At 59.9% G+C, this 25132-nt stretch carries 21 protein-coding genes; 8 read left to right on the top strand and 13 right to left on the bottom strand.

All coding sequences use genetic code 11. The features are described from left to right. The first annotated feature begins 593 nt into the window (after window positions 1-593). Window positions 594-2111 (top strand): DUF2599 domain-containing protein, encoded by a 1518-nt coding sequence (locus tag A7317_RS30080; RefSeq protein WP_024075988.1) that lies wholly within the window; start codon window positions 594-596, stop codon window positions 2109-2111. A gap of 130 nt (window positions 2112-2241) precedes the next feature. On the opposite strand, the gene glsB is transcribed toward A7317_RS30080, so the two are convergent. Both glsB and A7317_RS16295 read right to left on the bottom strand, forming a co-directional pair. After that, window positions 2242-3150, bottom strand: coding sequence for a glutaminase B (glsB, locus tag A7317_RS16300; protein WP_024075989.1), 909 nt, complete (start codon window positions 3148-3150; stop codon window positions 2242-2244). Window positions 3151-3316: 166 nt separating this feature from the next. Then, window positions 3317-3727 (bottom strand): hypothetical protein, encoded by a 411-nt coding sequence (locus A7317_RS16295; protein ID WP_024075990.1) that lies wholly within the window; start codon window positions 3725-3727, stop codon window positions 3317-3319. A 109-nt stretch (window positions 3728-3836) separates the two neighbouring features. Between A7317_RS16295 and A7317_RS16290 the strand changes: the two genes are divergently transcribed. After that, window positions 3837-4697, top strand: coding sequence for an AraC family transcriptional regulator (locus A7317_RS16290; RefSeq protein WP_024075991.1), 861 nt, complete (start codon window positions 3837-3839; stop codon window positions 4695-4697). Here A7317_RS16290 and A7317_RS16285 read toward each other — a convergent pair whose 3' ends face one another. After that, window positions 4698-5339, bottom strand: a complete 642-nt coding sequence (locus tag A7317_RS16285; protein WP_069076325.1) for a ribonuclease T2 family protein — start codon at window positions 5337-5339, stop codon at window positions 4698-4700. A gap of 90 nt (window positions 5340-5429) precedes the next feature. Continuing rightward, on the bottom strand, window positions 5430-6410 hold the full coding sequence (locus A7317_RS16280; protein WP_024075993.1) for a Gfo/Idh/MocA family protein: 981 nt from the start codon (window positions 6408-6410) through the stop codon (window positions 5430-5432). Window positions 6411-6537: 127 nt separating this feature from the next. Here A7317_RS16280 and A7317_RS16275 point away from each other — a divergent pair, with 127 nt between their 5' ends. Then, window positions 6538-6900, top strand: coding sequence for an NUDIX hydrolase (locus tag A7317_RS16275; RefSeq protein WP_041161240.1), 363 nt, complete (start codon window positions 6538-6540; stop codon window positions 6898-6900). Window positions 6901-7035: 135 nt separating this feature from the next. Beyond that, window positions 7036-7569 carry a hypothetical protein gene (locus A7317_RS16270; protein ID WP_069076324.1) on the top strand — a complete coding sequence of 178 codons (534 nt, stop codon included), beginning with the start codon at window positions 7036-7038 and terminating at the stop codon, window positions 7567-7569. A gap of 23 nt (window positions 7570-7592) precedes the next feature. On the opposite strand, the gene A7317_RS16265 is transcribed toward A7317_RS16270, so the two are convergent. Genes A7317_RS16265 through A7317_RS16250 form a run of 4 tightly spaced genes read right to left on the bottom strand, consistent with a single transcriptional unit; the run spans window position 7593 to window position 9434 of the window. Beyond that, window positions 7593-8087 (bottom strand): periplasmic heavy metal sensor, encoded by a 495-nt coding sequence (locus A7317_RS16265; RefSeq protein ID WP_024075996.1) that lies wholly within the window; start codon window positions 8085-8087, stop codon window positions 7593-7595. Then, complete coding sequence (locus tag A7317_RS16260) at window positions 8084-8515, bottom strand: hypothetical protein (protein ID WP_024075997.1); 432 nt, start codon at window positions 8513-8515, stop codon at window positions 8084-8086. The genes A7317_RS16265 and A7317_RS16260 overlap by 4 nt, the downstream gene beginning before the upstream one ends. Then, complete coding sequence (locus tag A7317_RS16255) at window positions 8512-9090, bottom strand: RNA polymerase sigma factor (RefSeq protein WP_024075998.1); 579 nt, start codon at window positions 9088-9090, stop codon at window positions 8512-8514. Before A7317_RS16255 ends, A7317_RS16260 begins: the two co-directional genes overlap by 4 nt. A gap of 32 nt (window positions 9091-9122) precedes the next feature. Then, on the bottom strand, window positions 9123-9434 hold the full coding sequence (locus A7317_RS16250) for a YXWGXW repeat-containing protein (RefSeq protein WP_024075999.1): 312 nt from the start codon (window positions 9432-9434) through the stop codon (window positions 9123-9125). A gap of 223 nt (window positions 9435-9657) precedes the next feature. On the opposite strand from A7317_RS16250, the gene A7317_RS30875 reads away from it, so the two are divergent. Beyond that, window positions 9658-9798 (top strand): hypothetical protein, encoded by a 141-nt coding sequence (locus tag A7317_RS30875; protein WP_024076000.1) that lies wholly within the window; start codon window positions 9658-9660, stop codon window positions 9796-9798. Window positions 9799-10008: 210 nt separating this feature from the next. Next, entirely contained in the window at window positions 10009-10953 is a 945-nt protein-coding gene (locus A7317_RS16245; RefSeq protein ID WP_069076323.1) for a sensor domain-containing diguanylate cyclase, read from the top strand. A gap of 278 nt (window positions 10954-11231) precedes the next feature. Here the strand turns inward: A7317_RS16245 and A7317_RS16240 are convergent, their stop codons facing one another. The 3 genes from A7317_RS16240 to A7317_RS16230 all read right to left on the bottom strand — a co-directional run bounded on the left by A7317_RS16240 (window position 11232) and on the right by A7317_RS16230 (window position 14655). Further along, window positions 11232-11492, bottom strand: coding sequence for a hypothetical protein (locus A7317_RS16240; RefSeq protein WP_024076002.1), 261 nt, complete (start codon window positions 11490-11492; stop codon window positions 11232-11234). 211 nt (window positions 11493-11703) lie between these two features. Then, on the bottom strand, window positions 11704-12033 hold the full coding sequence (locus A7317_RS16235; protein WP_024076003.1) for a hypothetical protein: 330 nt from the start codon (window positions 12031-12033) through the stop codon (window positions 11704-11706). A 129-nt stretch (window positions 12034-12162) separates the two neighbouring features. After that, window positions 12163-14655 (bottom strand): TonB-dependent siderophore receptor, encoded by a 2493-nt coding sequence (locus A7317_RS16230; RefSeq protein ID WP_069076322.1) that lies wholly within the window; start codon window positions 14653-14655, stop codon window positions 12163-12165. 560 nt (window positions 14656-15215) lie between these two features. On the opposite strand from A7317_RS16230, the gene A7317_RS16225 reads away from it, so the two are divergent. Further along, window positions 15216-20117, top strand: coding sequence for a dermonecrotic toxin domain-containing protein (locus A7317_RS16225; protein ID WP_069076321.1), 4902 nt, complete (start codon window positions 15216-15218; stop codon window positions 20115-20117). A gap of 54 nt (window positions 20118-20171) precedes the next feature. Here A7317_RS16225 and A7317_RS16220 read toward each other — a convergent pair whose 3' ends face one another. Next, window positions 20172-22547: an efflux RND transporter permease subunit gene (locus A7317_RS16220; protein ID WP_069076320.1), complete on the bottom strand. Its 2376-nt coding sequence runs from the start codon at window positions 22545-22547 to the stop codon at window positions 20172-20174. A gap of 15 nt (window positions 22548-22562) precedes the next feature. Then, window positions 22563-23603: a WD40/YVTN/BNR-like repeat-containing protein gene (locus A7317_RS16215; RefSeq protein WP_069081340.1), complete on the bottom strand. Its 1041-nt coding sequence runs from the start codon at window positions 23601-23603 to the stop codon at window positions 22563-22565. Window positions 23604-23912: 309 nt separating this feature from the next. Here A7317_RS16215 and A7317_RS16210 point away from each other — a divergent pair, with 309 nt between their 5' ends. Then, the gene (locus A7317_RS16210) at window positions 23913-25028 is read left to right on the top strand and encodes a Gfo/Idh/MocA family protein (RefSeq protein WP_024075925.1); all 1116 of its coding nucleotides are present in this window, start codon (window positions 23913-23915) and stop codon (window positions 25026-25028) included. Window positions 25029-25132: the final 104 nt, after the last annotated feature.

Below are 25132 nucleotides of genomic sequence, written 5' to 3'. Positions count from 1 at the left end.
GTTGGGCTGCGCAGCAGCCCCAACACACAGCCCCGGAGCTGCCTGGCACACTGATCGACCGACACGGGCGATATGGCGTTCATAGGCCATACAGACATCCATCTGAGAAAAGGGAAAAATCCTGGGCTGCGACGGCAGCGTAGCATTCGCATTCTGGGTTTGCTCTTCTAGGATTTTTCCGATAAGGGTTTAATGCGCGAACTGCATGCATATAGCCCCACGTTTAAAAGTTTATTGAAAGAAGCTTTCCAGCCCCTGTGCAACCTCTCACTTTTGAAGCCCCATCAACTCTCGATATTTAGACCAAAAGTGTTGCGTGCTTAATAAACACCTGGCACTCGCCCATGAAAAATATCGAGCCCGCCATTACAACTACCAACAACTAACTAAACAGACATCCCACCCCTCTCATTAAAGCTCGCAACACCTAAAAAACTCAAGATAATAAGACCCCCTCCAGCCATAGCTAAAAAATATAAAAACCTGTGAAAAGTAACAGGTACATATTTTCCTCGCACTGATTAGCCTTTACATGCAAAGACAAAAATGCATCGGCTCGCCACCCATTTTATAGGTATAAAAAGAGGCACATCATGAAACGCATAAGGCATCTAATACTCTTAAGCCTCTCCTTTCTATTCAGCCATGCCAATGCGCAATGGAGTTCAGGTTCGCCTATTGACTCCATTACCGACGGCCAAAACACATTGATCGCCATTCAAAATCAATACCACGATACTGCCGTCGACTGCGGAACCGTTAACCGCCCGGCTTTTTTGTGCAATGGCCTCTTGTTAAGGGTGACCAAAAAATCCAATGCCTATAGAGTCTGGGACCCTAGCCCAACATCAATCGCCAGACACTCAATTTCATTTTCTTTTTTAAGAGCAGACGCCAAATTCTCAAACTTCGCCTGGAATCTGCCCGATGCGAATGGCTATATAATCTATCCCAATCTTCTGGCACCGCCCGGCAAGATCCCGGTTGATGTTCTTTGTTCATTCCCGAAAGACTCCTGGGACTGGTATCGCGATGTTCCTTGCGGCAGCATCACCCTGGAGAATGGGAAATACTTTCAAGCCAGTCGTTTATGCGCCCTACAAGGAATCACGACCGCCCAACAATGGTTACAACACTGGAATGACAGCGCTTCATTCTCTGACCCCTATCTATCTCAGTGCGGATTCGATGTGAGAAAAACAGTACCGGGAGGCAGTATCCCGTTCATGGAGTCGATCAAGGCGAAGAACCTGCTGGGTTTTGCCCCCGATTGGAATGATCTGCAAGTTACCGCCTGGCCCCCCAAAAGTGGCAGTACTTTACCGATTCAAGCCTTTTTTTTCACAACCGCCGCGAGCCTAGCTGACGCCCAAGCCAATCAACAAGAGTTCTATACAGACACCGGTATTATTGTTCCAATACTCAGTCTAAAACTCCCCACCTCGGCACAAGAGGAGGTAGTGTTTGGTTTCAGTTCCTCGAACCAGGCCGTCACTGGCCCGGGGGCGCCCACCACTGCCCTTACCCGTCCTACGATTGTGGAACCGGCGGAAGGCGCCACGGTTTCCTCCCCCTTCACTATTTCCGGTAAGAGCGCACCGTATGCCGAAATTGAGGTATATCCAAAAGAGGGTGCGTACTTGCTTGGTAAGACGACTGCTGGCTCAGATGGCACCTGGAGAATCCCTGCTGCAACGATGGCCAGTTATGATCCGATCACTGCCAGGCAGACCCTCAACGGTCAAACGTCAAATTGGGCCGACGATCGTAACTTTTCACTGAACACCTCGACCTGCACGTCCTATATTGCTTCCGCTTCCTGGTTGTTACGTTATGACCCTGGCACCAACAAAGAACAATGGACTCTTTCGGTAATCCCGACCGCTTGCGGCAGGCTCATTGGCCCAGATAAAACCGACGCGGCTTATCAAGAACTCGTTCAGAAATATGCCAACGACCCACAATGGAAAAATAACGACGGCGGCGGCATGCGTCGACAATTTGTCTGTCACCTCGCCATCGCAAAAAACAAAGCGGAGTGGAACTTGGAACCCTTCCGGCCGAATGTGTCTCACGAGACCGCTGTCGCCGAAAAATGCAATCCAATCTGAAACCCGATTGATTAACGTGAAAGCCACTCACCTGGATCAAGCTCATGGACCTAGCAGTGTTATCTGCGGATTCCATGAGCTTAGAGCCTGTTGAGTCATTCGTTTAACCGTGCACAGTGTCGCGTTAATCTCAAAACACTGACCACCCAATCCGCTCGCTCAACAACTCCAACGCCTTCATCCCCGCCAGCGAATTCCCCGCTGCGTTCAACTCCGGCGACCATACGCACACGGTGAACTGCCCCGGCACCACCGCGACAATCCCGCCGCCGACCCCGCTCTTGCCCGGCAAGCCCACGCGGTAGGCAAAGTTGCCCGCCTCGTCATACAGCCCACTGGTGGCCATGATCGAGTTCACCTGCTTGGTCTGGCGCGCGGTCAAGATCTGCTCGCCGCTGTGGGCGCTCACCCCCGCGTTAGCCAGGAAGCTGAATGCCCGGGCCAGATCCAGGCAGCTCATCTGCAACGCGCAGTAGTTGAAGTAACTGTGCAGCACCGCGTCCACATCGTTATGGAAGTTGCCGAACGACTTCATCAAGTAAGCCATGGCCGCGTTGCGTGCGCCGTGCTGGGCTTCGGATTCGGCAACGACGCTGTTGACCAGGATCTGCGGGTTGCCCGACAGACGCCGCACAAAGTCACGCATCGACAAAATCGGCACGGCAAAGCGTGATTGGTTGATGTCGCAGATCACCAGCGCGCCGGCATTGATGAAGGGGTTACGGGGTCGCCCGCGTTCGAATTCCAGTTGCACCATGGAGTTGAACGGTTGCCCCGAAGGCTCGTGGCCCAGGCGTTCCCAGATGGTTTCGCCACCGTGGTCGATGGCCTGCACCAGGCTGAATACCTTGGAGATACTTTGCACCGAGAACAAGGTGTCGGCATCGCCGGCGCAGTAGGCGGAGCCGTCGTTGCCGTACACCGCAATACCGAGTTGGTTGGCCGGTACATCGGCCAATGCGGGGATATAGTCGGCGACTTTGCCGAGGCCGATCAGTGGGCGCACTTCGTCGAGGATCGCCGATAGCATCGCCTGCATAGCGTGTGAGGTCATCGTTCTTTGAATCAGTGATAGCGGGGCGCGGAGGATACTTCAATGTGCTCGCAAGCCCCACACAATCTCCCTCCCCGGTTCGGCAAAGGTGAAGGAAATCAGCCGGGGCGGACTGTCTACAGCGACTGACGCCCCCCGCCCGGTGCACATTTCAAAATTGCGCCACATCGCAAACCCGCTCATCGAGCACGTCCCGCGCCAGTGCCCACGCCTGCTCCCGGGACCCTACCACCAGCAGCGGATAGCCCCACGCCTTGCTGAACGTGATGGTGAACGGTTTGAGCGCCAGGCGTTTGGCCGCGCTCGGTTCCACCTGGATCATGCCTTTGACGAACGCGCGCAGGGCCGGTTTGTTTTTCTTCATCCAGATCGAGGCTTGTTTGCGCTCCTCGTGGGAGTGTTCGTGATTGTTCTCATCCACGGCTTTTTCATGCAGCAGCAGGAAGGGTTGCTGACGCGCCAACAGGCTTTCGAAGATCACGAAAGTATCGTCCGGCCCGCCTTCGTTGGGCGCGTCAAAGACGATTTTCACCACAGGGAAGGTTGAACTGTCGAGTCGCATGGCAAAGCTCCTGAATGAGAGTGGATCTCACTATAGACGCCGAACCGCTGGACGACATTGCACAGAATAGCCAGAATGTTTCGCAACTCAGCCAAGCCGCGACACTGCCATGAAGCGCCATCGTCTCGACCTGCATGACCCCTCGCGCGCCAAGGATGCCGACCTGATCCCACGTGCCGTGGTGGCAGTGAGCGCCAGCAGCGCGTCACAGAGTTGGGAGCATGCTCCACACACCCACCGCAAGGGCCAGTTGATGTACACCCTGCGCGGGGCGATTCATTGTGAAATCGAGGCCGGTATCTGGATCGTGCCGCCGCAATGCGCGCTGTGGATTCCCGGTGGCATGCCCCACGCGGCCCGTGGCTCCGGGGCGGCGGAGGTGTATTGCCTGCTGGTCGACCCGCACGCCGCCAACGCCCTGCCCCCGCAGGCGTGCACCCTGGCCGTGTCCGGGCTGCTGCATGAGCTGATCAGCAAAGCGGTGAGCTTCCCGCCGTTATATGAAGTGGACGGGGCACAGGGGCGCTTGATCAACACGCTGCTGGACGAACTGGCCATGGCCCCGATCGAACACCTGCACCTGCCGATGCCCCAGGACCCAAGGCTGCGCCGCCTGGCTGACAGCCTGCTGGCCAACCCCGCGGACAAGGCCACCCTCGCCCAGTGGGCGGTACGCATCGGCATGAGCGAACGCAGCATGACGCGCCTGCTGCTGGAGGAGTTTGGCCTGAGTTTCGGCCGCTGGCGCCGGCAGTTGCATGTGATCCTGTCCCTGCAACGCCTGGCCAAGGGTGAAAGCGTGCAGCGGGTCGCCCTGGACCTGGGCTATGAAAACGCCAGCGGGTTTATCACCATGTTCCGCAAGGCAATGGGCCAGCCGCCAGCGCGTTACCTGGCCGACCGTGCCGGAGCCTCGAGTGCCAACGCCGCATTGGCACCTGCCGCCATTGCATTGCACCCAGGCAGTTGATCAGCGCTGCAGTGGAATCCGAATATCGCCGTCGCGGCACTGGGTCTTCACACTCCGGGGGCAGCCGGCAAACCGCAGTTCCTTGCTCAGGCACACCCGCACTTCCGATAACACCTTGCCCTTGCAGATCACCGCCACGCTGTGGTCGCCCATGGCGGGATTGCTCTGGCGAAACAGGTTTTCGATGTCGCGCGCCTGCAGGTAGGCCGGGGCATCGAACGGCTGCAGCTGTTGCGGAATCTGTACCGCGCCCAAGGCCTCATCGGTCGCCTCCAGATAGCGCGAAGCGTCGAGGCCGCTGCAGGTACCGTGCTTGGTCCATTCGTGTTTGAGCAATGCCCGTGTCGGGAATATCAACGCGCCTTTGGCCAGGTCTTGCACCGACAATCGCGATTGTGGATCACACGATGCCGGCCACCCGCCCTTTGCGTACTGCGGCCATAGCCCATGCAGCACAAACCCATAGCCCTTGCCCGAACATTGCTCGTTGTCCGGGTGCGTCAGGCAGAAGGTCGGCGACCACGACAGCGACAACACATAAAAATCAAAATCCCCGGCTGGCCGCTGCTCACGCGGTGCCGCTTGCGCCACCATACATGCCAGCACCCACCCCATAGCCATCCAGGCTGCCTTGTAGTTCATCCGTCTGTTCCTTGAAAAAAAGAGGCGACCATTGTCGGCCCGCGGGTGTCCCCGGCGATAGGCGCCGAAGCCACGCGGCCTTGGGGAAAACTACTCAGGATGGTAGGGATTACGCTTCAACACTTTGTCCAGGATGCGGTCGGTCTTCAACGCCTCGATCGCCAGCGACGGATGCTCGGCTTCGCCACGAATGTGTGCGTTCATCGCCAGCACGTGATGCCACTGGATGTGCTCGTGGCACGGCACTTCCAGCACCTCGTCCACGTCGCTCTCAAGGTGCAGCGGCTGGTCTTCGAACACCGCAAACGTGATGCGGCCGCGACTGCCGATCAGCTCGACGCGGTCTTCACGGCGGTCCGCGACGAAGTTCCAGCAGCCCATCCCCAGCGCCCCCGAGCCAAACGTCCAGCAGGCGGTCACCGCATCTTCAGCCGTGTACTCCCCGGCCTGCCGCGCGGTAAACCCGCTGACCTCGACAATGTCCCCGGCCAGGAACTGGAACAGATCGAACCCGTGGCTGGCCAGGTCGACAAAATAACCACCGCCGGCAATGGCCGGGTCGGTGCGCCAATTGGCGGCGCTGGCGTCTTCGGCGGCTGGCGGCTTGCAGAGGCTCCAGTTGACCTGGCGCAACTCGCCGATACGCCCGGACCGCAACCAGTCACGCACTTGCTGGAAACGCGGCAACGAGCGGCGGTAGTAGGAAACGAACAGGTGCAAGCCAGCACGTTCGAAAGTGCGCTGCATCAACGCGCTCTGCTCGGCGTTGAGGGCCATGGGTTTTTCGACGCAGCAATGCTTGCCCGCCGCCGCGACCATCAGGCTGTACTCCAGGTGGCTGTCGGGCGGCGTGGCGATGTACACCGCGTCCACTTCGGGGTCGTTGATCAGCGCTTGGGCGTCGGTGTAGAAGCGCGCAATGCCATGACGTGCTGCATAATCGCGCACAACCGCTTCGCGGCGCCCCATCACCGCTACCAGGGCTGAGCCTGGCGCTTTGTAGAAAGCCGGTCCACTCTTTAACTCAGTGACACTGCCACAGCCGATCATGCCCCAACGTACGGTCGTCATCAGTTTTCCTCGTCCGTTTTCATCAATCAGGCAGTATCCACGTACCTAACCCGACGCGCTACAACCACCTAGCATGACAATTGCATTACACTTTTGTGACAGACATTGCGCCGTGGGAGCACAGATGATGAAAATACGCGCAACCGTCATTTGCGAACACGAAGGGCATATCCTCTTCGTACGCAAGGCCAGGTCGAAATGGGCACTGCCAGGTGGCAAGGTCGAACAGCATGAACGCCCCGTCGGCGCGGCCGAGCGGGAGCTGGAAGAAGAAACCGGGTTGAACGTGGACGGCCTGCTGTACCTGCAGGAACTGAAGGCCCGCGACACGCTGCACCATGTGTTCGAAGCCTCAGTGGTGAATATCGCCGATGCACGGCCGTGCAACGAGATCGTCGACTGCCAGTGGCATGCCTACGGCGCTGTGGACGAACTGGACACCACCGACGCCACCCGGCACATCGTCAAATCCTTCCTGCGGCGCCTGTAGCGCCGCACTCAGCATCCGTCGCGGTCGCCAACATTGAACGGGCAATCACCTGTCAATGTTGACAGTAGACCGATCGACGTCATCGGCTTACGGTCGTAGACGCAGGTTTCGCTGCCACAGGAAGGATGCAATGCCATGAAGCTACTCTACGAATTCAAAGAAGTGTTCGGGAACGATGACATACCCGAAGTCCTGATATCTCGCCTCAGCGATGAAAATAACGAACTTGATAAGCCAGACTTCACCGTACGTGTGTCTTCACTCAACAATGACGGGAAGTATTACGTTATCAGCAAGCCGGAAGATGTGGATGGTAACGGTAAAGGTGACGAAAATGACGCGTCCTACTATGAGCTGGCCGCCAAGCTGGTAACCGACTTGGTCACCTTGAGCGACATCGGTGATAAGAAGCGCTTTAGTCGCATATTGATAAGATTCAAACCTGGCTCAACAACGGATATCGAGATCCTGCATTTCAAAGACGGCAACAACATCATCTCTGCAGCTGACTTTATCGTGACGGTAACAGCCCCCGACCGCTACGGTAAGTATCGAAAAGTCAAGGACCTCATCGACGCCGATGGCGATGGCGACGCAGACAGCAATGACCGTCTGATTTACCGGACGCTGGCCACATCGTTTGCGTCAATGACAGACCCGCGCCCGTAGCAGGTCTGTCAGGATGAAACAGCTCAGGATCGAGGCTTACTCCCTACCGACTCCAGGGGCATCGATTTGTTTTTTGCCTGCCCGCGCATGTACAACGCCTCGACCAGCTTCTGCCGCTCATCCTGGGGCAGGTTACCGGCGAACTGCGCCAGGGTGCTGTCCACCAGTGCCCGAAGGGCCATATCGGCCTCCCGTGCCTTGGCCAGCTCTGCCACCAATGCCTCACGGTCCAGGCTTGGCGCTTCCAATTGCTTGATCACACCCAATCGCGCTTCACGCCCCGCCATGATCAGCGGCTGGCTGTCGTCGCGATTGTGGCGCAACAACTGGCGCAGCTCCCTGCGTCGCTCCACCGGCAGCTTCAACATCGCCTGGCGCAAGCCGTGCTGATTGACCACCGCTGCGGCGGTCGGCGTGTTGGCCATCCAATGGTAGAGGCCGCCACCGACGCCGCCGATAAGAAACACGTTGAGCAACACCGAAACGAGCAACCACGGCTTGAGGGATCTGCTTGTCATTGCTCGGCTTCCTCGGCATTGACGGTGAAGACGACTTCCGCGTCGCCCTGGTCGAAGACGCTGGGCAGCACGTCGGATGACCGCATGGGCAGCGGCACGCTCATGGACGCCACCAGCATTCCCGTGACGACGCCTGCGATCCCTACGCCCACAAGGCCGGCCGGCGATAACCAACCGGCGTAACGCGACCAGAAAGACTCACCGCCCACTGCGGATCGGCGAATCTGCCTGACCAACGCCGCGTCGGCGACGAGCGGCTGATAGCTGTCCAGCTGGCTGTCGAGCCAACGCGCCTGCTGCAAGGTTTCGCGCGCATGCACATTGCCGCTGCGGAGCAATGCCTGGGCCGGTGCCTGTTCAGCATCGGGCCAACGCCGCAGGTCCGCCCCGTAGGCGTCGGCCAGATAAGCAAAGCGTTCGGGTGTCATGGTGTTCCCCTTCCTGGGCGGGCAAGCCCGGGTGTGTCGGCAAGTTGGCTGCGCAACTGGCGTCGGGCCCTCGACAGCAGGCTCTCCAGTGCCTCGACGCTGATATTCATCAGGGCCGCGGCGTCGATGTTCGACAGCTCCTGGTAGTACTGCAACACGATGGCTTCGCGCTGGCGCTCGGGCAAGGCCGCCAACGCGGCGGCCATGCGTGCACTGCGGTCCTGGGTTTCCAATTGCTCTTCAGGCGATGGCGAGCTGTCTGCCACCTCCAGCGCCTCTTCGTCGCTCAACGGGCGCTCCTTGCGCCGGCGCAGGCGGTCACGGCACAAGTTGAGCACCACCCGGTGCAGCCAGGTATCGAAACGCGCCTCACCACTGCGCCAATTGGCAGCCTGGCGCCAGATGCGCAGGAAACTTTCCTGGGCCACGTCCTTGGCCTCGTCGGCATCGCCCAGTATTCGACCGGCGAGCGCAAGCAACCGGGGTAGCTTGCGGGTCACCATTTCGTTGACGGCCGCAGGTTCGTTATTGCCGATACGTGCCAGCAGCTCAACGTCCGGATCAGTGTCTTTCAATCGGGCAAGTCTCGGTCCGGGGCTAAGAGGTTTCAGCGAATCCAGTGCCCTTCACGCCAATACCAGTTCGGGCCATGGGCTTCCCAGTGCCCAGGCTCCCAGCGGGCATGGCGCATCACCGGCTGCCAGTGACCCGGCACCCAGGCGTAACCGCGTCCTTCCCAGCGCCAGTGGCCAGGGTCCCAGGCATAACCGGGGCGCTCGGCGGGAATCATTTCCACGCGCTGCGGGGGTGGCGCCTGCTGGATGATGATGTCGGTCTGGGCAAAGGTCGGGGTACTGACGAACGCAGCGAAGGCCAGCGGGATCAGCACGGCATAACGCAAATGGGCCAGGGGTCTCATGGCAACTCCTTCATTGGCGTGCAGGAATACACGCTGCTGATGGGTTGAACGGCGTGTGCCGGAAAATCCGTCGCAGGCCGCGGCGTTTTTTTTCAGGCAGTGGTCAAACGCAGTATTGCGCAGGGGATGGCAAGGCTTGATGAAATGTTTGAAAGCTTCGCGACGGATTTACACGGGTGACGGCGTTTAACCAGTACGCACAACACACCCATGAGGAAATACCATGTCTCGTCGCCTATCCATGCTGGTCGCCGCCTTGTTGATCGTCAGCCTCAGCGGCTGTGTGATCGTGCCGGAGCATCGGCATTGCTGCTGGCGCTATTACGGCGCCGCCGCGACACCGACCGACACCGTCAACGGCTGATCCCGCGCGCTAACCCCTCCGCGTCCGGCCTGGAGCGCGGGGGGATGCAAACGTATCGACCCTGCCGCTTTTCACCGCGTAAATGCCCCACGGCTGACGCCAGAATGCCCATCACTCGACCTCCCGTCTGCTGCTGCACCCAGCGCTTGACTCCAGCCCATGATCAAATGACGCTGTTGGCGTTTAGCCATCATCGCGAGCCGCCCAATCATGAGCACCGAACTCCCAAGCCTGCCCGACAGCGATGTGTACAAGACGCTGCTGGAATCGACCAAGGCCATCCCCTGGCGCATCGACTGGCAGACCATGACCTTCAGTTATATCGGCCCGCAGATCGAAGCGCTGCTGGGTTGGGCGCCGAAAAGCTGGGTCAGCGTGAATGACTGGGTGGAGCGCATGCACCCGGATGACCGCGAATACGTTGTGAATTTCTGTGTCTCGCAATCCCGTGCCGGGGTGGACCACGAGGCCGATTACCGCGCGCTGACGGTCAACGGCGACTATGTGTGGATTCGCGACGTGGTGCATGTGGTACGCAAGGATGGCGAGGTCGAAGCGCTGATCGGCTTCATGTTCGATATCAGCGAGCGCAAAAAGACCGAAGAGCACCTCACTCGCCTGCAAAAACAGCTGGAGGAATACTCCTTCCAGGACGGCCTCACCGGTATCGCCAACCGCCGCATGTTCGATACCGTGCTGGAACGCGAATGGGCCAGCTCCCAGCGTAGCCAGTTGCCGCTGTCGTTAATCATCCTGGATATCGATTTTTTCAAGCAGTACAACGACCACTACGGCCATATCAAGGGTGATGAATGCCTGCGCCAGGTGGCACGCACGCTGTCATTGGCGGCCAACCGACCGCGGGACTTCATCGCGCGCATCGGCGGCGAGGAATTCGTTTGGTTATTGCCGGAAACCGACGCCGCATCGGCCAGGCAAGTGGCGCAACGTTGCCTGCATCTGATTTGCCAGCAACAGATCGAACATGGGTTTTCACCGGTATCAAACCTGCTGAGCCTGAGCCTGGGGGTCGGCACGCATATCGTGACGCCGAACAGTGCGATGCTGGGGTTTGTCGAAAGCGTCGACAAATTGCTGTACCAGGCCAAGCACAATGGACGGATGCGTGCAGAGTTTGCCGAAATAGAAGTGTGATACCGAGGTCAAATCGCGGGCAAAAAAAATCCCAAGTAGCTGATGGAAACTTGGGATTTAAAAATGCATAAACCGTGGGAGGTGAACGCCCGGCAATAATACCCAGTGTAAAAAGCTGTAACAAGATTATTTTAATCCTTTCGTCGGATTAAAAGCGTCGTAAGTCATTCAATAACCACATATTTTTTAAGGTAGAGGGGTATATGAGTGCCACTTTTTGGTGCAAGTATCGCGATTACTTCCACCCCATATATCCCTTTATAAACAATGGTTATTAATTAAAGCGGCGTGACACTTTTAGAGGATTGCCCGTTCAACCGTTTGCAGGTTTCGCGAAGTTCGACACTGTTAGACGATGCCGCACTGGCCACACGCTCCACTTGCCGGCACAAGGCAATGCGCTCGGCCGCCGCTTCGCGTTGGCGGTCGACCTCGGCATTGAACTGCACGAAATAGATCCCCAGTGCCCCTGCGACACACAGCACCCCGAACGCGAAATAACGCAAGCTGTTGGACGATTCAGCCGCTGGCGGGTTCATGAGGTTATAGCGCCCTGCTCTTTTCGTAGCGGACGTCGTCACCCATCTCGTTGGCCACCACCAAGGTGCCAATGGCATAAAGCGTTTGCATACTTGCCTCCTCCATGCAGGACGCAATTGTATGCAAAATGAAACATGGGATTGTGGTGGATTTGTAAAGCGCCTGCCCCGCAGGGGCAGATCAAGAGCACAGGCGCTGCTGGCCAGTCGTTTATTTACGCGCCACTTTGTAGCGCAGGCAGTCCTGATAGAACGTCTGGCGAATCGCCTCGGGCTTGAGCCGAGAGCGGCTGTCATAGGTCTGCTCGGTGATGCCCATGGCCATCATGCGCATCCACGATTTATTGAACTTGATGGTCTGGATCTTTTGTCGCGCGGCATACAGCGAAACCCCTGACAGCTTGAGTTCCTGGGCCCTGGCGGCAGTACCTGCGCCCCAACTGCACATGTACTTGTCCCCCTCGCGCAACTCCCGTGCCTGCACGGTAGCCGCGCCGCCGGCCAGGGAGCAGGCGAACAGCATGATTCCAACAGTGCGCATTTGTTCCCTCACCTAACCACCTGAAAATAAAAGCGATTCTGGCGAGAATTTTGTTACAAAGGGGCCACTAAATTGCCTTATTGCACACGGTAGGAGTGAGTTCTATCGCACTACAGGGACTGCATGGGTTCACCACCGATAAGTGGCGCTCGCCTGCACGGTGCGTTGCGAGCCATACCAGCACCAGGAGTAGGACAAGCAGGACGCCACGTATTCTTTATTCGCCAGGTTGGTGGCGTTCAGCGCCAGGCGCAGGTTGTCCTTGGGGTTGGCGATATTCGCAATGTCGTAGTGCACCGCCGCGTCAAACAAGGTGTAGCCCGGGACTTTCAGGGTGTTGGCAGTATCCCCCCAGGACGATCCGACATAGCGTGCGCCAGCACCGGCGCCGAATCCTTTCAACTGGCCATCATGGAAGGTGTAGTCAGCCCAGGCCGAGGCCGTATGGCGCGGCAGGCCGTACGTGGTCGTGCCTTTGACCGGGATCGCCGGCCCTACGCCCACATCGCTGACCGGCGCGTACTGCGCGGTGCTGTTGGACTTGCTCGCACGGTTATCCAGGTACGCGTAGGCGGCGGTGATGTCCAGGTTGTCGTTGAGGCTGGCCTTGCCTTCCAGTTCAAAGCCACGGGATTGCTGTTCGCCGTCCTGGATGTTGCAACGGCCATTGCCACACAGGTGGTTCGGGTCTGGGTCGATGGTAGGCACGTTGCTCTGGCGCAGGTCGAAAATCGCCGCCGTGATAAAGCTGTTGCTGCCTGGCGGTTGGTACTTGATACCGATTTCATACTGCTTGCCCTCGGTCGGCTTGAACACCGAACCACCGTAGCCGGTGCCCGATTGCGGGTTGAACGACTCGGCATAGCTGGCGTAAGGCGCCAGACCGTTTTCAAACAGATAGACCAGGCCCACACGCCCGGTAAACGCCTTGCTGTCCAGGGAGGATTTGCTCTTGGCGCCACTGCTCAGGGTCTTGGTAGTGCTGTCGGTGCTGGCCCAGTCATAGCGACCGCCGAGCAACAGCACCCATTGGTCCCACTTCATTTGCTCCTGCAGGTAGACCCCCGTCTGTTCGCTGCGCGAGGTCGCATCGGTGGTGAACGCTGGCGTGGCCACGGGCGCGCCGTAGACCGGGTCGAAGATATCCAGGTCCGGCCCCGAGCCGTAACCGGCCTTGGTGTCGGTGCTGGTGTTCTGGTAATCGAGGCCCATCAACAACGTGTGCTGCAATGGCCCGGTGTCGAATTTGGCTTGCAGTTGGTTGTCGAGATTGTAGGCGTCCATGTCGACATCGGTGGCAATGGTCGAACGCTTGGACGTGCGGTAATCCGCCCTGAGGTAGCTGTTGTAGAGGCTCCGATAGACACCTTCGGCACGCAGGTAACGCGCGTTCTGGCGCACGGTCCAGACATCGTCGACATGATGTTCGAACGCGTAGCCAAGGGAGTAATACTCACGGTCACTCTTCTCGAAATTCTTTTCGCCGTCGTAGAAGTCCACGTCGATCTTGCGCCCGGTCGGACTGTGCAGCACCGAGCCCCAGGCCGGCACCGAGCCGTAGGATGCGCCCTGGGGGTCCTTCTGGAAATGCCCGAGCAAGGTCAGCGAGGTGGCCTCGTCGGGGCGCCAGGTGAATGCACTGGACAGCGACTGGCGGCGGGTCTCGGTGTGTTCGACCTGGCCGTCGGCCTCGTCGAACAATCCCGCCACACGGTAGGCATACACGCCCTGATCGTCGATCGGGCCACTGAGGTCGAAGGTGGTGCGCTTCTTGTTGAAGGTGCCGTATTCGACGCCCACTTCATGAAACGGCGTGTCCAGCGGGCGCTTGGTGACCATATTGATCACCCCGCTCGGCGTGCCCTGGCCATACAGCACCGACGCCGGGCCGCGCAGTACTTCGACGCGCTCCAGGTCGAAAGCATCCTTTTGCGGCAAGGCGTCACGGCTGGAAGGCACGCGCAGGCCATCGAGGTAGGTGGATGGGGCGAAGCCACGGATGGTCAGTTGGTCCAATCGCGAGGCCGTGGCGCCACGGGTTTCCGGAACGACAGCGGCGCTGTAGCGCAGGATCTGGTTAAGGCTCTCGGCGTTCTGTGCGCGCATCTGGTCTTTAGTGACGATAGAAATCGACTGCGGGGTTTCAATCACTGCGGTGTCGGTCTTGGTTCCTGACAGGCTGCGCGTGGCCACGTAGCCGGCCACCGGCCCGGTCGGACTGTCGGCCCGGTCGGCCGCGCTGATGGTCGTGGCCTGTAACTCCATGGCCCCGCCGTTATCCGGGATAGCTTCCAGACGGTAGCGGTCGGCGGAGATCTTCAGCGCCTGCAAGCCGCTACCGGCGAGCACATGATTCAGCGCTACCTCAGTGTCGTATTGCCCGCTCAAGCCATTGCTGCGTTTGCCACGGGCCAGGCTTGCATCGAAAGCCAGCACCAGGCCCGCCTGTTCGGCCAGGCTATTGAGTGCCTGGCTCAATTCGCCGGCCGGAATCTGGAAACGGCGCAAGGCGCTGCGGCTTTCTTCAGCGAAGGCGGACGGCACGATCAGCAGCGGCACGGCGGCAAAGGCAATCGCCACGGACAGGGCCAGTGGGTGCAAGGGACGAGCAAGGCGCGACATGGGAAATCCTGCGTAATGGAGGTTCTATTAACCATGACGGGCACGCAGGAAAATCGGGCAAGGATGAGAGCAGTTTTTATTTGAGTGGTGTACTGCAATCGGTTGGATCGCTTTTTTGTGTAGCCCTTTGGGTAGGTTTTTCGCGTCTTTTTCCTGACTGTGGTGAGCCCTTTCTGATTTTCAAAACCGTTCATCCAGCCGCTTTTCGCTGCGGCAGACTCCGACGCCTTGCCTTCTGCCGAGACGTCACGCGGGTTTCTTTTTGGTTGGCATACATGCACCTCTTACTCATGTTATGCCCGAACACAAAATTTCTGACACCCCCGGAAACACGCGTTATCGTTGACGTTTTTCGCGAGCAAGAACTAGGCGTCCCCCTCGCTCCTACAAAGGCATTACGGCTTGCCCGCCAAAACACGTCGCCATCGCAGCCACTCCGAATGCGCGCCCCACCGTGCCCCCTTAACAAGCCGCCTCCCCCCTAACGGGCTACCACCTCCCCCGAACACGGCACATTAACGTGCATGGGCGCGTCTTCATTCAACGGAAAAGGAACTCCCATGCCTGCCCCAAACACCCCACCTGCCGCACAGCCGATCCGACAAGCGGTTGAAGCCCAGTTCCGCACCTGCCCGACATTGCGCTCAGTCACCGCGCAACTGCTCGCCACCAACCTCAAGGAAAAATACCCGCCGCTGACTTACCCACTCGCGGACCTTCGATTAGCCGTGCCCCGTGAAGGTGGCGGTCGCACCCTGCTCCCCTTGCTGGAGGTCACGCTGGGCTACCTGGCTGATGGCAGCTTTCCCGATGTATCGACACGCCTGGGCCTGGACAGCTACTTGAGCGGAGTCACCGGCAACCGCCTGACCTATCCCATCAATGGGAGCAGTCGCGACTATGACCTGGAGGTCATCGAAGGGGTCATCAACGAACTGCCCACGCTTCTGTTCATCGATTTTCAACAGGCATTGGCAACCTATTGGAGCCAGGACAGTGACGCCGGCGTTAGTCGCTGGAAATGGCTGGCCGATGTGCTGCAAGGCTCGCTGCTCGAATCCGCCACGCGCCAGGCCGGTGACGCAGCCCAACCACTGAACATCCTCAGCATCTTGAGCCGCTATCCCGACAGAGTCACCCGCGCCGCACGCCCCTGGCCCGAGAACGCGGTGCGCGCCTATACCCTGGAGACGGAGTTGGAACGGGCAGGCGCCCGACTCACGCTGCAAGCCAGCGAGATCCTGATCGTCAGCCGAACGCAGGTGTTGCTGTGCAGCCTCGACGGCAAGATCGACTCATACTCCGACCTGGATGCCTTCGGCCAAGCCTGGGGCGAGCGCATGCAACAACGTTTCCTGGCCGACAAGATCACCTGGCGGCAGTATGAACCCGACGGCAATATCTTCGAGATACAAGCCGCGCTGGTACTGAACCAGCAACTGGATGACCTGGCCACGATTGAACTTCCCGCCAGGTCTACGGTGACCGCCCTCGAGCAGTTGTTCGCCACCACCGTAAACCCCGGCCGATTATTCACCGCCGCCGCCACGCCCCTGGCAACCCTGTCGTCCCTCCAGTCCGCCCTTCCCGTCTGGCTGCAACGCGCCAGCGCCGCCGACCGCCTGGCCTATCGCCAATGCCTGATCGAACAAGCCGGGATCCGGCGCCTGACCTTGGGTGACGCCGACTTCGACAGCCTGGAAACACTGCGCAGCTACGCGACCCAGCACTTGAACCACCAACTGTGCCTGGACCGCGCCGAGGCCCTGGGCGGCGTGCGTACCTGCAGCCAGGAGACATTGTCTGCCGGGTACGCCGCCGATGACGTGGAGCTGACCTTTCATGTCCCGGTGGGCAGCCTGGAGGGCGGTTACATCGAGCCGGTCTCCATGACCCTGGTGGACCTGGCCCTGAAGAACCTCTCGGGAAGACCCAAAGGGCGCATGACCCTAAGCCACCGCTGGGGCCGGGAAGTGGAAGCCTGGCTGACCGCCGACTACATCCTCCAACTGATCCAGCGTGTCGACATCGGTAAGAATTACCCCAACTACCTGCGCCAGGCGCTGATGAGCGACACCGAGGCGGCGCAAAAACGCCAGCGGCTGTTCCAGCAGCAACGGCCCATCCACCTGAAAATCCGGGCGTTGGAGCACAAAATCAAAGGCGAAGCGGGCCTGACCTCCCGAGGCGTCCAATATGTGAACGCGGTGCTCGATCCCGACCCCATGGCGCGTCGCATCGACGGCAACGCCATCGTCATTCGCCCGCTGGCGTTTCTGCGCAGGCCTGGGGCGACGGCGGATGTCGTGCAAAACATGTTCATCATCGAGCCTCTCGACACCCAGTTGGGGCCGCACGTGCTTTATCGTCCAGCCTATCCCGACTCACTGCGCGAATTCGCCCGCCGCGAGCAATTGCTCGCAGCCATCGTGCAGCCCGGCCCCCTGCAGGACAGCGTCCTGGCCTGGTTGCCGGACGCTGCCAGGGCGATCTACAGCCATGGCGGTTTTACGCAACCCCACATCGTGCGTGTCGGCATGGGTTCGGAGTTCGACAGCCTGCCCAGGGTACCCACGCCCGCAGAACTGGCGGGGGCTGGCGACGAAAGCGGTGGCGAACTGCTTCAGTCACTCAACCACGGCAACCTCATGGAGTACCTGTTTGGCAGTGAAACCCGACAGCTGTTGGACCAGGCCGAGCGCGAGTCGACGTCCAACCGCGAAAGCCGCTGGGCGCTGATCCTGGAAGGTATGCAACTGGGGTTCAATACGCTGTTGATGGCCGTGCGCGGGCCTTTGGCGGCAGTCGGTTGGCTCCTGCAACTGGCGCAAGGCCTCACCCAAGACCTGCCGGCGCTGGAAAGTGACAACCCCACCGCGAGGGAGCTGGCGTGGGTCGACCTGTTGCTCAACATCAGCCTGTTGATGATCCATCACGGCACCCCGGCTCCCGTTGCCGACACCCCACCGTTCGATGCACAAGCCCTGACCCTCGAGCCCTTCAGGCACCCGCTGCCCGGCCCGGCAACAACGCGAACAGCAGTGGTTGCGCGCGGCATTGTCGGCCTGCCCGCGGAACCACCGGGGGGTGGCCGCACGCTGATGGATTTTGACCATTCCCTGGCCAGCGACAGCGCCTCGGCCAGGCTGTTGGACAAACTGCGATCCGTCAACATCGCCTGGCCCACGCCCGCACCAGAGCCGGTCAAGATCGGCCCCCACGCGGGGTTGTACAGCATTGACGGCCGATGGCATGCCTCCGTCGGCGGCTTGTTGTTCAGGGTCAGTATTGTTCCGGGCTTTGGCGAGGTGTTCATCATTCACCCTGAGCATCCAGACCACCCCGGTATCAAGCTCAAGACCGACGGGAGGGGCCGCTGGACCCTCGACCCTGGGCTGAAGCTGTTGGGCGGCGGCAGAAAGGACGAACTGCAAGCGCAAAACCGGCGCAAGAAAGAGCAGGTGCTCGCGCGCGTACAGGCACTCAGCCAAGAAATCCCGCAACTGCTGGAGCCATTCGATGCATCGCTTAAACCCACACAAAACGCATTGGATGCCCTGAAGCATCAACGCAAGATCGTCCAACTGACGGCAGAGCTGCTGAAAAAGGCGACTGATGCACAAAGGCCGGGGCTGGAAGCACGCCACCAGCAGGAAACCCTCAGGCACCAGACGCTGCGTAGCGAATTCGAGATTCTGCTGCAAAACCTGGAAGTCTTGTTTGCCCAGTCGCTCCCCCCGCGCCTGGAAATGGTCACGCTGGGCCAGGAACTGGAAAAAGTCGGTGGGGCGGGTGCGCACGTGCGCGACCGCGAGAAAATCCTCAACACCATCTGGGATCAACAGCTGTTCATTCACACCTTGCTATTGGGCCGGCTCAACGCCATGCGCTTCTCCCGCGCGGGGGAGCCGATGGCAGAGATGGCGCGCCGGATGTTTATCGACAATTTGCTGGGCGACCGCACCGTCTACAACGAATACATCAGCAACGCCATTGAGTCGGCCAACATCCGCCAGCACATGGGCGAGGTCTCGGCAGCCATGGAGAACACCCTTCAACGGCTGGAACAGGACTCGCGGGCCGGGCGGGTGGTACGTCAAAAACTGCTGGATGAAATCGCCTTCCCACAGCATTTTTTTTCCGACAACCTGAAACTCAATGCGCTGAATTATCTCGCCGCTGTCAGCGTGGAAATGACCGATACCGTGCCGCCGCCCGAAGAAGACCTCTACATCAGGCGCCTTGAGCACATCGACCTGTTCGAGGTGCTGCTGTCTCACGTTGAAGTGCGCAGCAGCGCCGAATACCCGCTGGCCGAACAACGGGATGTCTACGAGACGGTCCTCAAGCAGTACAACCGCTATGAAGAGGCCATCCGCGCACTCAAGGTCATCAACCCGCGTCGACTGCGCCCGGAGTCCGAGCGCCTGCTCAAAGGTCTCGAATATGCCAAGGCGCTTGCACAAAACGAGCTGGAAGCCGTGGTGCGCAAGCAGGAAGCGCTGGACGTGGAGCTGCCCCTGTCAAAAAACCTGCGCCCCAAACTGCCGACAAAACGTGTCTTCAAAACCCGTAGGAAGCAATACCTCATCGGCGAACTCAAGCCTGCCGGTGCACAAGGCGCCGAGGAACGTTTCACCATCACCGATACGCTGACCGGTGAAACCGTCAGCGCCTTCAGCCGACACGAAGACGGCTGGGCAGCCACCGAAGACGAACCTGCCGCCCCGGTGCCAACCGAACCACAGAGCCGCTCACTCGCCACCCTCAAAAGCCTTGGCCAGGCGCTGATCGAACAGCGCAAAGGCATTGATCACACGATTGCGACCGACCAGCAAAAACTCGACTCGCCCCTCACCCGTCAGCAGGTCAATCCGGGCGACTGGGATGAACTGCTCACTGGCCATGCGAGAAAACTCACGGCACTGGCCGAGGAAATACAGCGCGATCACCTCGACAAGCTATCGGCCCAGGACCTGGTCGACGAATACCTCGCGCAGGCCCGGGATATGAACCGGCAGGCTCAACGCGTGTGCAGTGAAGCCTACAAGCGCCAATGGCCGACACCGGAGAGCCTCAACTACCTGTGGGAGCATCAAGAAATCGACATCAACCTGACGAGCCTGGCCGACCCGCAACGTCCGACCCTCAGCGGCGACTTCTTCACCGAATACGCGGTTTACGACAAGGCGAAAAAACCGCCGGCGGTGTTGTGGTACGCGCACTTCCACTACGCCACGGCCGACGCCCCGCCCGCCCGTTACACCCGGGCGCATTTGAAGCTGCCCGAACAGCGCAAATTCACCCAGAAGGATTTGCTCAAGGAACACGTCCAAGCCTACTTGCGCAACCTCCGGGACCCCGGCAGCGAACCGGTCACCAACATTGTCTATGTACTGATCACGCCTCCCGTCGACCAGATTTTCCTGGCGATCGCGCCGCTACCGCGAGCGAACCCGTGATACCGGCCTGAAGGTCCACCTTGGGGTGAGGGCCAGACGCCCTCACCCCAGGGCTCAGTGGGCAAACAGCGAATTGCCCTTCTGCCCCGCCAGTTTCTCGGGCTTGATCAGGAAGCGGGCCAGCGCCGGCAGCAGCCACAGCGCGCCAAACATGTTCCACAGCAGCATGAAGGTCAGCATCAGGCCCATGTCGGCCTGGAACTTGATCGCCGAGAAGATCCAGGTGCACACGCCGATCGCCAGGCACAGGCCAGTAAACAGCACGGCCTTGCCGGTGGACTTGAGCGTCTGGTAGTAGGCCTCTTGCAGTGGCAGGCCGGCGCGCAGGAAGCTTTCCAGGCGACTGTAGATGTAGATGCCGTAGTCCACGCCAATCCCCACGCCCAGGGCCACCACCGGCAAGGTCGCGACCTTGACGCCGATCCCCATGAACGCCATCAGCGCGTTGCCCAGTACCGAGGTCAGCACCAACGGCAGCACGATGCACAGGGTCGCCGCCCAGGAACGGAAGGTGATCATGCACATGGTGGCCACGCACAGGTACACCAGGATCAGGATGGTCAGCTCCGACGCCTTGATCACTTCGTTGGTGGCCGCTTCGATCCCGGCGTTACCGGCGGCGAGGATGAACTCCAGGCCGTCCTTGTTGTTCTCCTTGGCGAACGCCTGCACCGCATGCACCGCGCGGTCGAGGGTTTCGGCCTTGTGGTCGTTGAGGAACACCAGCACCGGCGCCAGCGAGCAATTGTTGTTGTACAGGCCATCGGCGCGGGCGATGGAGTTGTTCAGGACATCCGGGTTACGCGACAGGGTTTCCCATTTCAGGTTGCCCTCGTTCATGCCCTTGATCATCTGCTTGGACACGGTCACCAGCGAGATCGCCGACTGCACGCCCTCGGTGTTCTGCATCTTCCACATCAACTGGTCGATCGGCGCCATGGCTTCATAGCGCGAGCAACCTTCGGCCTTGGTCTTGACCATCACCACCAGCACGTCGGAACTGGTCGAGTAGTTGCTGATGATGAAGTTGTTGTCCTTGTTGTAGCGCGAGTCCGGGCGCAGCTCCGGCGCGCCTTGGTCCAAGTCGCCGATCTTCAGGTTCTGGCTGTACCAGAGGCCGCCGCCGAAGGCGACCAGCGCGAGCAGGATCGAGACCGGCGCCACTTTGGCGCTGGCAAATTTCGACAGCAGGCGCCAGAACGGGTGGTCGCGGTGTGCATCCTTCTTGCTGCGGGCGATGGCGCGCTGGCTGATGCCGGCATAGGAAATCGCCACCGGCAGCAGGATCAGGTTGGTGAACACGATCACCGCCACGCCGATGGACGCGCCGATGGCCAGTTCACGGATCACCCCGATGTCGATGATCAACAGCGTGATAAAGCCCACGGCATCCGCGAGGATCGCGATCATCCCCGGCAGGAACAGTTGCCGGAAGGTACGCCGCGCGGCGGTCAGCGCGTTGTCGGCCTCACTGGATTGCAGGGCGATACCGTTGATCTTCTGCACGCCATGGGAAATACCGATGGCGAAGATCAGGAACGGCACCAGCATCGAATACGGGTCCAGCCCGAAGCCGAAGAAGTGCATCAAGCCCAGTTGCCAGACCACCGCCACCAGCGTGGTACTCAATACCGCGACCGTGCTGCGCAGGCAGTTGGTGAACCACAGCAATAGAACCAGGGTGATGACGAACGCAACGCCGAAGAACAGCACCACCATCACCAGGCCGTCGATCAGGTCGCCGACCTTCTTGGCAAAGCCGACGATATGGATCTTGACGTTGGGGTTCTGCGCTTCGAACTTGTCGCGGATCTTGTCTTCCAGTTCATGGGAGAACTTGCGGTAATCCAGGGCCAGTAGCTTGCCCTGGTCCTGCGGGTCCGGGTAGGACTCCAGCAGTGGGATATCGACAATGCTCGACTTGAAATCGTTGGACACCAGGCGCCCGACCTGGCCTGACTTGAGCACGTTGTTGCGCAGTTGGTCGAGGCTTTGCGGCGAGCCGTTGTAGCTCTGCGGGATCACTTCACCACCGGCAAAACCTTCTTCGGTCACTTCGGTCCAGCGCACGCTGGGGCTCCACAGCGACTTGAGGCCCGAGCGGTCGACGCCGGAGATGTAGAACACCTCGTCGTTGATCTGGCGCAGGGTCTCCATGTACTCCTTCGTGAAGATGTCACCGTCCTTGGCCTCCACCGAGATGCGCACCGTGTTGCCCAGGTTGGCCAGGTCGTTGCGGTGTTCCATCATCTTCTCGATGAAGGGGTGCTTGAGCGGGATCATTTTTTCAAAGCTGGTGGACGGGCGAATCAACGTCGCCTGCCAGAACAGGAACACACTCACCAGCAGGCAAATGACGATAACCGCCGGGCGGTTGTTGAAGATCAGGCGCTCAAGAAAGGTCGCTTTATCGTTGTGATGACTGCTCATTCTTTCCCCGCCTTCTTATTGTTTTGTCGGTTCGGCGCCGGTGGGCGTGGCGACGCGAACACCACCCTGCCCGACCAGAATCAAGTTGCCGTTGCCTGCCGCCGTGACGGCCGACAACGAAATGCGGTCCGGGCGGTTGAATACGCTGAAGGTCTGGCCGTCGTCATGGCTGACCACCACGCTGCCGCCGTTGCCGACCACCACCAATGAGCCGTCATCGAGCAAGGTCGCCCCCGACAAGCCGAACTCCAGGGCGCCGCGCGCGGCATTCAATTCGACCTGCTCCCAGGTGCTGCCGAAATCCGTGGAGCGGTACAGGTTGCCGCGCAAACCATAGGCCAGCAGGGTCTGCGGTTGAGCGGTGCTGATCACGCCAAACAGCGAGCCCTCGTAGGGGCCTTCGAGTTTTTCCCAGGTCTGGCCGTCGTCGCTGGAGCGGAACATGCTGCCCTGCTCGCCCACGATAAACAGGCCGGCGTCCTTGATAGAAGCAATGGCGTTGAGGTGAAACTGGTCTTCGTTATCGAGGCGGTCGCTGACGTCGTTCCAGGTCTTGCCGCCGTCGGTGGTTTCGATCAGCGCACCGTAGGCACCGACGGCCAGGCCGTGGCTGGCGTCTTTGAACCATACGTCGAGCAACGGCGCTTCGCGCTTGAGGTCCTGGTATTGCTGGCTCCAGGTGGCACCGCCGTCGGTGCTGGCGAGGACTTGCGCATCATGGCCGACCGCCCAGCCGTGCTGGTCATCGACGAAATACACCGCCGTCAGCAGTTGCCGGGTGGGAACTTTGGCTTGGGTCCAGGTAGTGCCCTGGTCATCGGAATAGAGGATATGCCCGCGATCACCGACCGCCACCAGGCGCTTGCCGGCATGGACCACGTCGATCATCAGGCCCTTGGCGGCCTTGGGGGATTCAATCGCAAACACCGCGGCGGCGGGGGTATCGCTGGCGGCCTGGACGGCGGTCGGCAACGCGACGGCTCCAAACAGCGAGAGCGCTGTGGCCAGCAACGCAACCCTGCGTGCGGCACGTGGGCGGCAAACAACCCAACCCATGACAGGCTCACTCATAGACCTTTCTCCCATTATTATTGTTAGGTCGTCTTGCCTTCCTGGGCTCTGAAACCTGCAATCTAGAGCGCCTGGAGGCAGCAGGGGCCATCCTATCGGGCTTTCGAATCGTCTGACAATCGGCGCTACGTTATCTTTTGTTAACTGACGGCGTTTGGCCACGTGCTGAATATAGCCACATCAGCCGGAATGATAGCGCGCGCCTAATGAATTAATTTTTCCATATCTTGAATTTTGGGAATTTTTATTCCATTAATAGTGTTCCTGAAAACAATAATCCAAAGGACCACGGCGATGCGCGAACTCGGAATCGGCTTGATTGGCACAGGCTTCATGGGGCGTGCCCATGCCCTGGCCTTCAACAACGCCCGCGCGGTATTTGAACTGCCCGTCACCCTGAAACTGGCCGCCCTGGCCGATGCCGACACCGAACGCGCCCAGCGTTGCGCCAGCGCCTGGGGCTTTGCCCGGGCCCATGGCGATTGGCAAACGCTGGTCAACGACCCGTCGGTGGACGTCGTGGCCATCACCACCCCCAACCACCTGCACTACCCCATGGCCATGGCCGCGATTGCCGCAGGCAAGGCGGTGTACTGCGAAAAACCCCTGGCCGTCAGCCTGCAACAGGCCGATGCCATGCGCCGTGCGGCAAGCGCGGCCGGGGTGGTGACGCGGGTCGGCTACAACTATCAGCACAACCCGATGATCGGCCTGGCGCGGCAGTTGATCGCCAATGGCGACCTTGGCGAGATCATCAGTTTCCAGGGCGAGTTCAGCGAAGACTTCATGGCCGACCCGGCGTCACCCTGGTCATGGCGCTGCGAAGTGGAACACGCCGGTGGCGCCCTGGCGGACCTGGGTAGCCACTTGTTGTCGATGGCGCGCTATCTGGTCGGCGATGTGCTCAGCGTGTGCGCCGATACGCAGACGGTTCATACCCGGCGCCCCGCGATCAAAGGCAGTACCGAATTGAAAGCCATCGCAGTGGATGACCAGATTCACGCCCTGCTGCGTTTCGCCAACGGCGCACGCGGCACGGTGAGCAGCAGTTGGCTCAAGCATGGCTACAAGAACCACCTGAGTTTCGAGATCAGCGGCACGAAGGGCACCCTGGCGTTCGATCAGGAGCGCTTGAATGAACTGCGCCTGTGCCGTGCCGGCCAGGACGGTTTCCAGCGCTTGCTGGCAGGCCCTGCCCTGCCGGGTTATGCGGCGTTCAGCCCGGCTGCCGGGCATCAGTTGGGCTACAACGAACTGAAGACGCTGGAGGTACAGGAGTTGATGATGGCGCTGGCCGGCCAGGGGGCGGACGGCACTGACTTTGAGGCGGCGTGGGAAGTGGAGCGGTTGGCGACGGCGATTCGCGTGGCGGCCCAGGAAGAGCGCTGGGTAACAGTGGGCACGGTTTGAGCAGGTGGGAGGGGCGGTGCGACGATTCGACATTGCCCCCCGATGGCGGTGCATCAGTTAAAACTGTACGGGCTGACACTCCGCCATCGGGGCATAAGTATCTA

It is taken from the genome of Pseudomonas fluorescens (assembly GCF_001708445.1).
GTDB lineage: Bacteria > Pseudomonadota > Gammaproteobacteria > Pseudomonadales > Pseudomonadaceae > Aquipseudomonas > Aquipseudomonas gorinensis.
Note: the sequence above shows the minus strand (reverse complement) of the source record. Positions and strands in the feature narration are given on the sequence as shown.

Bases quoted from the DNA above. Each gene is read 5' to 3' on its own strand.
- A7317_RS16245 (WP_069076323.1), top strand. From the start codon at position 10,009: ATGAGCACCGAACTCCCAAGCCTGCCCGACAGCGATGTGTACAAGACG.
- A7317_RS16265 (WP_024075996.1), bottom strand. From the start codon at position 8,087: ATGACAAGCAGATCCCTCAAGCCGTGGTTGCTCGTTTCGGTGTTGCTC.
- glsB (WP_024075989.1), bottom strand. From the start codon at position 3,150: ATGCAGGCGATGCTATCGGCGATCCTCGACGAAGTGCGCCCACTGATC.
- A7317_RS16235 (WP_024076003.1), bottom strand. From the start codon at position 12,033: ATGCGCACTGTTGGAATCATGCTGTTCGCCTGCTCCCTGGCCGGCGGC.
- A7317_RS16220 (WP_069076320.1), bottom strand. From the start codon at position 22,547: ATGAGCAGTCATCACAACGATAAAGCGACCTTTCTTGAGCGCCTGATC.
- A7317_RS16295 (WP_024075990.1), bottom strand. From the start codon at position 3,727: ATGCGACTCGACAGTTCAACCTTCCCTGTGGTGAAAATCGTCTTTGAC.
- A7317_RS16275 (WP_041161240.1), top strand. From the start codon at position 6,538: ATGAAAATACGCGCAACCGTCATTTGCGAACACGAAGGGCATATCCTC.
- A7317_RS16280 (WP_024075993.1), bottom strand. From the start codon at position 6,410: ATGACGACCGTACGTTGGGGCATGATCGGCTGTGGCAGTGTCACTGAG.
- A7317_RS16225 (WP_069076321.1), top strand. From the start codon at position 15,216: ATGCCTGCCCCAAACACCCCACCTGCCGCACAGCCGATCCGACAAGCG.
- A7317_RS16240 (WP_024076002.1), bottom strand. From the start codon at position 11,492: ATGAACCCGCCAGCGGCTGAATCGTCCAACAGCTTGCGTTATTTCGCG.
- A7317_RS16290 (WP_024075991.1), top strand. From the start codon at position 3,837: ATGAAGCGCCATCGTCTCGACCTGCATGACCCCTCGCGCGCCAAGGAT.
- A7317_RS16270 (WP_069076324.1), top strand. From the start codon at position 7,036: ATGAAGCTACTCTACGAATTCAAAGAAGTGTTCGGGAACGATGACATA.
- A7317_RS16250 (WP_024075999.1), bottom strand. From the start codon at position 9,434: ATGAGACCCCTGGCCCATTTGCGTTATGCCGTGCTGATCCCGCTGGCC.
- A7317_RS30080 (WP_024075988.1), top strand. From the start codon at position 594: ATGAAACGCATAAGGCATCTAATACTCTTAAGCCTCTCCTTTCTATTC.
- A7317_RS16230 (WP_069076322.1), bottom strand. From the start codon at position 14,655: ATGTCGCGCCTTGCTCGTCCCTTGCACCCACTGGCCCTGTCCGTGGCG.
- A7317_RS16215 (WP_069081340.1), bottom strand. From the start codon at position 23,603: ATGGGTTGGGTTGTTTGCCGCCCACGTGCCGCACGCAGGGTTGCGTTG.
- A7317_RS30875 (WP_024076000.1), top strand. From the start codon at position 9,658: ATGTCTCGTCGCCTATCCATGCTGGTCGCCGCCTTGTTGATCGTCAGC.
- A7317_RS16210 (WP_024075925.1), top strand. From the start codon at position 23,913: ATGCGCGAACTCGGAATCGGCTTGATTGGCACAGGCTTCATGGGGCGT.
- A7317_RS16285 (WP_069076325.1), bottom strand. From the start codon at position 5,339: ATGAACTACAAGGCAGCCTGGATGGCTATGGGGTGGGTGCTGGCATGT.
- A7317_RS16260 (WP_024075997.1), bottom strand. From the start codon at position 8,515: ATGACACCCGAACGCTTTGCTTATCTGGCCGACGCCTACGGGGCGGAC.